Genomic DNA, 11,525 nt, shown 5'->3' with positions numbered 1-11,525 from the left:
TCCAAGTCCGGCTGGGCGGCCTCGTATCGGTATTAATGACGTGCGCCGCCTCGCATTTTCTCCGGATTCGTGAGTCGCCTGCAAAGCAGCGCACGGCCGCGGCATCATCGGCGCCGACAATCGCGGGCGCCGCATTCAGCTGCATCATCCCGTTTTCGGTGCGATGACCCGGACGCTGCGCGCTCTAACTCCAATGCGGCAGCGCTAGGGTGCGTCCCACCTATTTCTGGATCAGGCGGGTCGGCGTTTGTGCGCTTGAGGCAAAGCTGGCGGAAATCGTCACTGGAAAAACGATCGATATCGCGATCCATAGCACATGGATCTATATGTTCGACGCGCGAAAACTTCAAGACGAATACTTGCCCCGGCTAGGCGCAGTAGCGCGCATCCAGCTGACAAACAGGCGCATTGAAAGCCGCGCGCTCAGGGTTCTCGACTACATACGACGCAGACGTCTTTCACCCTCAGACTATCTGATCTTGGACGACGCGCCAAAAGAATTCTCGTCTGCCCCGGCGCTGCTGCCGCGGCTCATCGCTTGCGACCCAGCACGTGGCCTGGATGACCCGCTGGTGATCAGGAATATCGAGGATTTCCTACGCTACAGCCTCGACTTTTCTCTGAGCCGAACCGCTCACATCTTGTGGATGATCGTCGTCAGGTCGGGGCCAGGGCTGTTAGTACGATCCGGAGCCGCTGCGTTGGTGAATGCGCGCCGTGCACCGTTGTCTGTCCATTTTTTCATGAGACGCCTGTCGTCGAAGCCCAGCTGCCGACTGACCACGCTGTTTCATTTTAGGCGAACGCGCGCCGGCTCATTTACGGCGTGTCTGGCGCGGGTCGCTGTCCATCATCGCATGGCGGTTTGCGCGCGCGTCTACCAGCGCATGGTGCCGGCCGCGATGCTCGCGGTAGTAATCCTCCTGGCGTCCCGGATCGAGTTGCTGGCCCACGTGGTGCGCCTGCCATCCTGCAGGCGGCCCATCGAGCAGATCGCACAGCAATTCCCAGTCACCGCCGTAATCGAAGCACAGTACGCGTTCGGGTTCGTCCGCGAACTGGTCAAGCCAGGCGACCAGCGCCTCGCGTGTAAATACGCGGTCAGGATATTGGCCGAGCTGGGACAGTACCGCCGCACGCACGAATTCATTGCAACTCGCGCGATCGTAATCCGATCGCTCGCCATAGAACTCGCGGCCGTCGTCGGCCACCAGTGCGATGCTCACGAGGTCACAGTCGATGAAGTCGGTAAATTCCGTGTCCACAAAAAGCCGCATGCGTTACCCCGTTGAAGACAGGTTGGATCCGTCGCCGTGCGCGAGCCGGATTGAAGCGTAGGGCGCCAGAGTACGTGCGACTGAGGCCACAATTATGCGACAGGGCGACCGCCGCAGCGACGATGATCCGTTCTGGCGCGAGCCACGCAGAAAGCCATCCGTCGTCGTGCTTCAACAGAATCGCGATGAACCGGTCGAAGGTCCGGGATTGGCCTCATCCACCTGACTCATTCTTGCGCACCTAGATTATCGATACATCGCTCAGTTTGAAGCGCCGAATTCATGGATTTCATTGGCTGACATTGTCGGCAGACCACTGCCAGGTAATCAACGTTGACCGGCTTCAATATCAGACTGTTGACTGCGATCTCCTCGCTTTCAACGTAGGAACGATGGAATTCGGTCATATCAATTGGCTTTCACGGCTTGTCGATATCGCACGCGAGCGCCCAACGGTCCGGCGGCACATTTGTATCGAGGCCAAGCTGTTTTGCCGTTTCGATCGGCAATCGTACTACTACGTCAGCTCCGCCTTGTTCCCGCGTGCGTAACTCCATGGTCACCCCTTCCAACTGGAGATAAACCACGCCTGGCTCAAACACTTCTTCGTAGAGATGCCAGGACGGCTTGTCTGCTTCGTCCGAGTGGTGATGCGCGAGGGTCGCTTTGGTGCTCATGTTGTGTCATCCCTACAATCAGATTTCGTCGTTGCTCGGCCATGCAGCATCGGTCGGGTTATCGTAACGCCGGACGGTGCCGTGTAGTTGCTCCAAGGGAGTGGCTGGCTTTCCCGGAACGCCGGACGCGGAGCCCACTCCCGCGGAGGAGGACCATCCGTCCGACTCTGCGACCGTTGATCCAATGCACCGGAAAGTGCGCGCCAGTCGTCATATCCATATTCCAGCGCGATACGGATCGGCTAGCTGTCTATGAAATCGGTGAACTCAGTATCGACAAAAATTCGCATCGCCGTGATGTTCGTTGTCGGTAATGGACCCCAGCTCATACCTCGACCAGCAGGCCAGGATTGAAGCCTGGGTTCAGATGCCGGGGCGAATACCCGCGCGGGTTGCAGATCACACGTGTACCACACCCATTGGAATCATCATCGGCCGGAGCGATGTAATCGAAGCTTGTATGCATGTGACCGTGAATCCACAAGCAGACTGCGGGTCCCATAAGACGCTCAAGATCGGACGCGTAAGCTGGTGTCAACGAATCTCCCTCATACTCCGCCTCGACAGACCCCGGAGATGGCGCGTGATGTGTGACGACCACGGTCTTACCGTCAAATGGCTCATTCAAGGTATTGGCGAGCCACGCGCGCGACAACTCATGTCGCCGCACCGTATCTGCCGGGTACAGCTTCCGATACGACGGCGTCGCGCGAATCAGCCGGAAGTCCTGCATTGCGCTTTGCGCATCCCGCATGCAGATCGCGGGGGTGATATCGCTGGCAGATAGCCTGAAATCCGTCCATAGCGTGCATCCGAGAAAGCGAACGTCACCCAAAACCAGGCTATCGTTCTCCAGGACATGAATATTGGTGCCGTGCGCACGCTCGCGAAGCTTGCCCAGCGTGTAGTCAAAGTGGCCCCCGTAGAATTCGTGATTTCCGGCCACCAGAATGACTGGCTTCGCTGGATCGCTAACGAAGGACTGAGTCCATTCGACGCTTCGATCCTTCGTATGGATATCGCCGGCAAGTACGACTGCATCCGCCTGCGCGATGACCTCAGCGTCGGCCGCGAGTGACTCAAATTCATTGTGCAGATCAGACAGGACGAGCAGCTTCATGGTTTCACGATCCAGGGTTTGGTTGCTGAGCTGACTGGCCGACGCCAATTCAGGGCGTTATATTGCGGCAGGTCACAGGGTCATGACGACCATTCTGTACTTTGAGCTCCATCCGCGTCGCGCGGCAAGCCCCGCTCCAATTGATTGAGCCGATGCTCAACTGCGCGCGCAAGGTCGACTAACTCGGGTCGATTCTCGGTCCTGTCGAAGGGCGGGAGGCGCAAGTAACCCTGTCTCACGCCTCTGGCAAACAGCTGTTCCGCAAGGTCCTCCGGATCCCGCGCCTCGAAGGATTGACCGGCGGCCGGGATTGTGGCGCTCAGGCAACCCAGCCTGCCTTCATAGAACAGATGGGCTACGAACGGCGCGACAGGTCGGTGGAAAGCAACTACCGGTTGATCGTAATCGCACGAGACATCCGTCGAAGTCGTGCCAGCCTGAGCGCAGGTGACGGCCCACAGATAGTTGGCCGCCGTGTCGACGCCGCTTTCCCCGACCAGTTCGTAGATTCTCCCGGATCCGGTCACCCCTCGGCGCGTCTTTGGGTCAAATTTCACGATAAAGGTAGTTACCCGCCCGCTCATGGTTTCCATGTTGTGCCCAATGAAATAGCGGAAGCCCTCGTCCGTCTCCATGACTTGCCAGCAGGAAAGTAAGACCATAGGTTGTAACTCAACAGGCGGAGATTTCCAGATTCCCATATACGCTCCTGATTGCAGGGCAGGGTGATACGACCTACGAAGACCAATGTTTCATGCTTCACGTCCTACGCTGCGGAGAATTTCCACACTGGTCCGCCTGCGGATCCAATATTGCCGTCCGCCGTCGACAGATGGTCCGGTGACGATCTCAATGCCATGCTGCCGGGCCCAATCGGGCGCTTCGCGAGCGGAGATTCCCATCGTCTTCGCCACCGTGAACAGCGGCAGAAATTGCTCAGTGAACTTCTGCAGATCATCAACATCGACGACCCGCGCTGCTCGCCGCCGCAGCTTACCCATTCGAGTCTTGACAAGGCCAATGTTGATCAGGTGGTACATGACTTCCTGCTTGACACTAATCCGCCGGGCCGCCTCGACGATAGATATCTGAGAACTCTCCGCGACCGGCACAGCTACAGCTGAGATCACCTCATTGCGCTCGGAAAACATATGATGCAACGTCGGAACGTTCTTCGGCTCACAGGCAAGGCGCGCTGAACCGTTCTTGAGGCGATCGAAGAATGCTGCTGATCCGTCGACAGGGACATAAAGACGTAATGCCTCAACCAAACTGACCGGATCTACCAACGCCGACATATCCCAGACACAAGCTGTCGCCAGTTCGCCTACCAGGGAGTCAACGGACCGCATGTCAATTCGCACCCCCGCTGACGCAATCAGGCCAGCCTTTGCCAGTGCCTGAATACGCCGCGTGGACAATCCGGCACATCGAGCCGCCGTCTTCACCGAAACTAGCCGACGCTGCGTTTCCCGTAGGCCATGCAACTCGGCTCGGCTGATCACGAATTTTTGCCGCCCGGATTGGGTTCGCCTGATGGGTATAACCACGCCAGTCTGCCCAAGCACGTTGGCAATGGCAGGATTACGTGCCTTGCGACTGTCTTGCGTCCCTTTATTCAACGGATCCCCAACACCTCTCCTTTCCCATATCATTGCAGTTCCACGAAGCGAAGAATACGTGGTGTAGGCATTCAGCAAGTTGAACATCCAGCCACGTTCTGCTTCATTTAGCTGCTTGCGCAACATAGTGAGCAGATGCGGGAAGACTTCGGACAGCAAGGGAACATTGTTCCCACCAACCTGAGGAGTACGGAGGCGATCAAGCAAATCGAAACAGGCTGACTGATCAGCGATCAGCGATGCGCCTGTCGTTAGCAAGGTCTGTTCGATATTTTCCGTCCGACGCGACGCCTTCTTCAATGGCTTGCCTTGAAGACCGAACTGCGCTAGTGCGCCAATAAACCGTGCGAGGCTCCAGCGCTCCTTAACCGACAGCAACTCGGTATTCGAATCGGTTTGCCCGCCAATCAGCCTCAGGACTTCGGGCGAAAAATTATCGACTTTCACATCACACAACGATGCGCCGCAAATGCACAGGACAAAACGAACCTGCTTCCAGCGCAAGGCCCGCAGGCACCGACCGCATACTGAGGCGAGCCAGCAACCGTGAATTAAGCACGCTGCCCGACCAGTGTGCCATTCCTCTCGCCAGTAGCCATTCACTGTCGCGAGGCAATGCGGACACCATCGTGCCAAGCCATGTGATTTTGGCAAGGTCCTTTGAATGCACTCAAGCCAGTTAGGGTTCGCCAGTCCGTTGGCATCTGCTACCCGCAGGCGATAGCCGAGGAAACTTTCATCCGAGTGGGCGGCAGGGCGAACGAGGAACTGCCCCGCGAACAGGGCAGTTCTTAGAGATCGCCAATCAGCAAATCGGACCGACTCGCGAGTCATCACAACGCTAACGCGAGCTGCTGAGACGACTGCTCCTGACACCGGCGCCTTGCCAAATCGAACCTCTTGAGTACGCGTATACGATCCTGCACGCTCTCGTCGACAAAAAACGCGGACAAGCCAGGTTCTCCATTTCGCCGATAAATAGGGAATTTGCCGGCGAACGCCTCCTTGCACAGTTCAATCGACGCCGCTGTTCCGATACCACCCACGGACAACAATGTTCCGAACAACGGATAGCGGTGAGTAGTCGGTGCAACGTCGGGTCTGGAAATATTCGCCAGATGCCGACACAGATCAGTCAGTACGTCTCGCGGAACAAAGCGATAGGCATCGACCTCGACCGCGCGCAGCAGACCCGCGCCCAGCAGGACAGAAAAGGTGCGTCGATTTATGTGAAGTTCCTTCATCACGGTCTCGCGGGTTGCATGCAACGCGAACCAGCTACGGCACGCCTCTACTGACCGCCAAGGGAGATAGGTGCAACGCCTCTGGCCAGGTAATACGGCTTTCATACCGGGAAGTAACTCGTTACGGACCAGGCGCCCTAAACAGCCTGATGTGCATCCAATAAGCAACCTCGCGTTCTCGAAACTCACGAATTCATCGGATTGTGCCTGCAGCGGACATGCGAGGCTTCGTGCCGGCTTATCGGCCATTTTCCGACGGTTATTCCGCAGTACCATTCGCAATTCGGCGACGGGCAGCCCGGACAGGCATGTCGGCCTGTCCACCTCGTCCATCAGCACTCGGCGGAGCCGTGTAAGCGCTGCCCAACGGTGCCTGGCCGCAATCAGCTTAAGGAGCGCGCGAATTCCTGCCAAGTCTGGCGTCACGGGATATTCGAATTGTTCAACAAGTTCGGCTAGGCTGGCTGATCGGGGAATTCCGAGCTGTAGAGCTCTCCGGACGCCGGTTCTGGCTGCGATCGCGTCGAACAGTGCATCCAGAAGCAGGACGAATGGGAGCGTCTCGATAGCGGTCTGAGTATCGTCTTCGATGATCGAGCTTTCAAAGCCCGACCACAGTCGCTCGACATAACTTCTCTCTCTGGGCATCGGACATACTGCTCCTTCCCACATCTGTTCATCAGTCACCTCGGTAATGAAGCGTTTCCCGGACTTGTTGTAGCCTCTCGTCATCACAGGTTCGGCCAGATCGTCTTTCAGCCGGATATAGTGAATGGTACAAATCTCGAATAGCCTAAGGCGCCACCACGAGCGAATGTGCCTGGACTGGGTCATGCACGCAGGGCAATACCGGATGGCATTATTACGGGTGACGACAGCCCACCGCGGTAACGTAATTTCGCCCCATAGTGGATAGCCATCAGGCTTGCTCAAGGCGGTTGCCGCGAGTGTCGGGCGAAGGTCATCTGCATCCCTTAGCCGAGGGCGCCGAATACCATTGGCTCTTGCAACACGGAAAAGATATGTCTCGACCCACTCACCGGGAAGCATCCTGGGACGACAGAGTGGTCGGTCAGTTTTGCAATGAAAGTCCATGTCAGCGCTCCACAGGTGCGAACGGCTCGTCGCTCTTCACGAGAGGCATCTGATTGAATGTTTTGTGAAAAGGATTCCGGCTATCTGGCGAGCCCGAGTAAATGACGGTCCGGAACGCCTCGGCCAAAACCACGTCGGTCAGCCTGGGATCGGGCATTTCGTATGCAAGTTCGACAGCTCGCACCAGGAGCCTACGGATGTCACGCAACCGCCCATCAGTCGCAAACGCAAACAGCCGCGCAACAGCTGCCCCGGAGATATCAATTGTCGGGAGGTCTCCCATGTAGCTTTTGAAGCGCTTCAGAGCGCTACGGAGGTCGAGCTCCGCGGACTCGTTCGCAACTGAAAACCTTTCAATTTCGATGACCTCTCTGAGCCTCCCGCGCAATTGATCGTTGGTCGCGAGCAAGCGTTTGATTCGGGGTATGCCTGCGAACACAAACGAAACCTGCGAACTGTCGATTACAACCTTGAGCCAGTCAGCCGCGGTGTGCAACGTTTTTTCTCCACCTCTATCTATCAGGTGATTGGCCTCGTCTATGATCACGAGCCGCACGCGGCATTTCGCAAAGAGATCAATAACTCGCTCAGTCAACTCGGGCTCACTGCCTCTACGCCACATTGGATCTCCCATGGCTCGAAGAAACGTTTGGGCAAGGCTTTTTCGAGTCGGCGATGGACCGAGAACCAAGTAAAGCACTGGTATCTCGGTAAACTCCTCGTGTTCTATGGGAGGATGCCTATGGGCGTACCTTTTAACCAATGTTGACTTACCGACCCCAGACTCGCCGAGCAATATGATGTGCTCAGCCTCTTCATTTTCGCACTGATACTCGTATAGACGGTCGAACGAAATCAATATTCTCTCGACGTGAGGGAATCTTATGAAACTTGATCTGATATCCTTAACAATCTCCCCACAAATTTTATTGGTTTTCATGCTTCACCTCGATGTTGATAGACTCAGCTTCAAAATCGGAAAGCTCGTCCGAATCTGGGGTGAGTGTGCGGGGCAGATCCGCAGCTTGGGCATCAGGGGCAGGGGGCCAAGGTCGATTGGCGGATTTCGAAGTCGTATGCGCCTGACGGGCACCCTGTTTACGCGTTGCCAATTTCTTCGATTGCATCGCCTCATTGGCTCTCTCACGGATCCATTCCTCGCCGTTTGCTCGAGTCCGCTGGTGGGCATCGGAGGTCTTATATCCGTGCCTCAGAGCCTTGGCTTGCTCCACCGTCAAGTTGTTGTACCGTTCATCGGTGTTGTAAGCGGGGATATATTTATTGTCGAATGGGTCCCACACCCAGATCAAGCCAGCGTTCTCGTACGGGGCCTTGACTTGCACCTTTTGCTTAGCTGGAAGCATCGCGCGCAAGGTTAGCAATTCGGGAGAGGCATAGCGGAAGGTCTTGAGGTCGATCCCGTAGTGCTGTACCGCAGACTCGGCAAACTCACCAAATTCGATGCTGAGATCATCAGCGTTGCATTTCAAGAGAGGCGGGTATGCAGCTGCGCTCTCCTTCCACACATCAAGTGGTGCGCGTCCCTGAAGACCTTTATGAGGCCGTAAGTGATACACAGACGTGATCCAGACGTGGACCATTTGATTGAGTTGCTCGAATGTAATGCAGGCTTCGTCTTCCGACTTGAAGCCTATGCGTTGGTGGACTTTTGCCAGGGTTGTTCCTGGCAGTTTGTGGACGAAGGCGTAGTTAAACGTCCTAAGAAAGCGTTCAACGTATGGCTTGTCGTTCGGGTCGCGCGAAGCCGCGTATTCGCAAACCACGCCAAGGTTTGTTAGAGCATCAACGACGGCGCGCGCATGGAATTCACGCCCGTTGTCCATGAGCAAGCGTTCGGGCCAACCGTGGCAGGGCCACTCCATTCGAAGTTCGGGAAATCGCTCTCTCAGGTAGCTTTTAGGCATCATCGAGTGGCGTAGCGCTTCGAACACGGCGTGAACACCGTGACCGGCCGAACTGATGCAGAATCCAAGGACACATCGAGAGAGCCGGTCAAGCACGACCGTGAAGTCTGGCCGATCAATCACTCTGCCCTCGGCGTCCGTATACATCACGTCCATCGGCGTGTGGTCGATCTCGACGATCTCAAGAATTCTGGTTACCCTTCGGGCGCAAAACTGGTCGGCGAACCGCCGCCGAGCTTCCCGCTCGCCATAGCGAGCGACTGCCCGCTCAAATGCGTCCATGCCGTGGATTCGCCTCTGAATGGTCCGAAGCCCTGGTACCTTGAGCCATTCAGACTCTATACGAGTTGTGTTCAGTCGCTGAATTTCAAGAAATACAGCGTTATAGACGTCTTCAGCCGTCCCGCGTTTGCTGTTCAGGAAAGCCGTTTCGATTTTCTCCAGCACAATTCCTTCAACCGCAGGCTCCAGTCGCGACTCTCCTTTACCCCCCCGCCGACTGCTTACATCGAGTAATGCTCGAATATCAAATTTTGCGAGCCGGTACCGTCTGCGCCATCGATAGATGGTCGTTTCATGAGGCGGCTTTATGTCGTTCAGTTCCACCGCCACGCTTTGGATGGCCCGACGCAGGGCGTATCGGGAGCCATCGAATGCGCCGAGGCGATCAAGCATCACCAGATAGTTCACGCGCCGCCGTGTCTCGAAATCTCCTGGCTTGACCGGTGATGTTGCGGCCTCGAGTGCGTCTTTGACTACGCTGCAGCTTGGCGGTCGCTGAAATTGCTTGCTATTACCAGTACGTAGGTATCCTCGCAAATACTCTTCCAGCAGATCTGCTTCACTGTGATTTGAAAGCTCGCCTGTAACGGTGTTTTCCAGATAGGCAATGTCATCCTGAACCCGGACGAGCCGATACCTTCCCTCACCGCGAAAAATGATTTGATCTTTAGTAAAGTTGGCCATGGTGGATGCTCCCGTTAACGAGTGGAAACCGGTAGAAGGTCATCCGGATCGCGATTCGTGATCCGCCGAAGCAGTTCATCGCATTCGCGCTTTGCGTCTTCCCATCGTTGCTGTATGTCGGCTGAAGGAACCGTGCCCATTTCCGGATCCCAGATAGTTGGATCGATATCTGTGCGGAATCTGATGCGACGTGGACGCTGCCCGAGTATCAGCGCAAGCTTTTGGTCGAGCTCGTTTGCAATGAGATCGGACCGCAAAACGATATGCAATCGCTCGCCCTGTTGGCGAAGATGCGATAACGCGGCCTGTATCCGCTCGGCAGCCTCCGAATCCGGGGTGAAGGTTTCATCGTCCTTGACCTCGAGGAACACTGCTTCAATGGCGGCCCCGATCTCGACCTCGATTTCTACGTCAGGCGTATATCGTCGACGGCGCGCACCTTCTGTGTATTCAAACACTCGTGGCTGGGTTGTGATCGACTTGACAGACGGAGCTACTTCCAAAGCCTGAAGAGCCTTTAGTTCCACAAGGCTCTCAAACTGGGCCAAAGCCGACTTCCGGATAGGGACGTATCCCCGTGCGCCTCGACCTGAGACGGTGACGATTCGGCGGGGCCTGCGTGCCCGGGGACTACTCTTCGGGAGAATTGCTGACGCCGGGCCACTCAATCGTGTCTGTGGTTTTTTCAAGATGCCTCCTTTCGGCATACCGCTGCCTGCCCATCAACAAACTGTTGACGGGTTCTCGGCCCAATGGACGAGCGTGGTCTCGAGACTTGACACGGAGTAGTCAAGTCTCGAGCGGCAGCAAATCGATGGGAAAAGGAAGGGCTTGACTCTGAGATTGGGACAGGGCAGACTGGAATTGGCCATTCGCGGATCTGCACAGGTCCCGACCAGAGAGCGCTGCACTCCCTTCGGGGTTGCGGCGTTTTTTGGTTTACATAGGCCCTCCTTCGGTTACCTTTGAGATGTCTGCGGCGAAGGACTTTCGGTTCCGAACTAAGGCCGAATGCACGCTTGCGATAACCTCGATGTCGCCTTCACTGAGTTGCGGAAGATCATCCGCAATCGCCATAAATACGGCGTGCTTGCGCGCTGAAAGCTCCTCCGGCAATCGGAAAAGTCGCTGGGACCGACGGGCCGCTAGGAATAGCTCGCAAAGCTGATCGCCGTCGAGTTCCAAAGCCCGTGCCAGATCGTCCAAGAAGGGCGAGCCATCGGGCGTCCTGCGCCCAGTTTCCACAGCACTGACGTATGTATCGTCGACGCCGACGCGAATCGCGAGCGCGGCCTGCGTGAGGCCGAGTTCGTTTCGACGATCGCGGACGAAGGCACCAAGAGCGGTCATTTGATCGACTACGAAAGGGGGATGGGAGGTTACCTCACAGCATAGCGATCGCGTAATCGATGAGCAATTGGCCGACCGTACCGCCGATTCTCGGCACGAGACACGCACTTTAGGGAAACCGTCTCTAACGGAGCCAATTAGATATATGTTTTTCTTCCCTTGGCAAACGCGCTACGTCTAATATCTGCGACCGCAGTTAATTTCTGATTGATTTTGTTAGGGAAGCCTACGCGTCAGATGTATCAACGC

10 protein-coding genes and 1 pseudogene are annotated in these 11,525 nt (G+C 56.3%); 1 reads left to right on the top strand and 10 read right to left on the bottom strand.

The features are described from left to right. Positions 1-209: 209 nt before the first annotated feature. Positions 210-557 (top strand): annotated as a pseudogene (locus ACOCG7_RS30915) (HAD domain-containing protein); the annotation flags it as partial. Positions 558-815: 258 nt separating this feature from the next. Here ACOCG7_RS30915 and ACOCG7_RS30910 read toward each other — a convergent pair. The 10 genes from ACOCG7_RS30910 to ACOCG7_RS30865 all read right to left on the bottom strand — a co-directional run bounded on the left by ACOCG7_RS30910 (position 816) and on the right by ACOCG7_RS30865 (position 11,276). Next, complete coding sequence (locus ACOCG7_RS30910) at positions 816-1,226, bottom strand: hypothetical protein (RefSeq protein ID WP_421378568.1); 411 nt, start codon at positions 1,224-1,226, stop codon at positions 816-818. 470 nt (positions 1,227-1,696) lie between these two features. Then, a complete protein-coding gene (locus tag ACOCG7_RS30905) occupies positions 1,697-1,954 on the bottom strand; it encodes a hypothetical protein (protein WP_310135913.1) in 258 nt (85 codons plus the stop codon). A gap of 325 nt (positions 1,955-2,279) precedes the next feature. Further along, positions 2,280-3,074, bottom strand: coding sequence for a metallophosphoesterase (locus ACOCG7_RS30900; protein WP_310159476.1), 795 nt, complete (start codon positions 3,072-3,074; stop codon positions 2,280-2,282). An 80-nt stretch (positions 3,075-3,154) separates the two neighbouring features. Beyond that, on the bottom strand, positions 3,155-3,775 hold the full coding sequence (locus ACOCG7_RS30895; protein ID WP_310159474.1) for a hypothetical protein: 621 nt from the start codon (positions 3,773-3,775) through the stop codon (positions 3,155-3,157). A gap of 51 nt (positions 3,776-3,826) precedes the next feature. Then, on the bottom strand, positions 3,827-5,143 hold the full coding sequence (locus tag ACOCG7_RS30890; RefSeq protein WP_421378563.1) for a hypothetical protein: 1,317 nt from the start codon (positions 5,141-5,143) through the stop codon (positions 3,827-3,829). A gap of 386 nt (positions 5,144-5,529) precedes the next feature. Continuing rightward, positions 5,530-6,990 (bottom strand): hypothetical protein, encoded by a 1,461-nt coding sequence (locus ACOCG7_RS30885; protein ID WP_421380588.1) that lies wholly within the window; start codon positions 6,988-6,990, stop codon positions 5,530-5,532. Between the two features lie 46 nt (positions 6,991-7,036). Continuing rightward, positions 7,037-7,975: a TniB family NTP-binding protein gene (locus ACOCG7_RS30880; protein ID WP_421378560.1), complete on the bottom strand. Its 939-nt coding sequence runs from the start codon at positions 7,973-7,975 to the stop codon at positions 7,037-7,039. Then, positions 7,962-9,926, bottom strand: a complete 1,965-nt coding sequence (locus ACOCG7_RS30875; protein ID WP_421378557.1) for a Mu transposase C-terminal domain-containing protein — start codon at positions 9,924-9,926, stop codon at positions 7,962-7,964. Before ACOCG7_RS30875 ends, ACOCG7_RS30880 begins: the two co-directional genes overlap by 14 nt. A gap of 14 nt (positions 9,927-9,940) precedes the next feature. After that, entirely contained in the window at positions 9,941-10,474 is a 534-nt protein-coding gene (locus tag ACOCG7_RS30870; RefSeq protein WP_421378554.1) for a Tn7 transposase TnsA N-terminal domain-containing protein, read from the bottom strand. A gap of 391 nt (positions 10,475-10,865) precedes the next feature. Further along, positions 10,866-11,276, bottom strand: a complete 411-nt coding sequence (locus ACOCG7_RS30865; protein ID WP_310159461.1) for a helix-turn-helix transcriptional regulator — start codon at positions 11,274-11,276, stop codon at positions 10,866-10,868. Positions 11,277-11,525: the final 249 nt, after the last annotated feature.

It is taken from the genome of Paraburkholderia sp. DD10 (genome assembly GCF_049177125.1).
In the GTDB taxonomy this organism is placed as follows: domain Bacteria; phylum Pseudomonadota; class Gammaproteobacteria; order Burkholderiales; family Burkholderiaceae; genus Paraburkholderia; species Paraburkholderia terricola.
The sequence above is the reverse complement of the archived record's forward strand: the minus strand, read 5'-3'. Positions and strand labels throughout refer to the sequence as shown.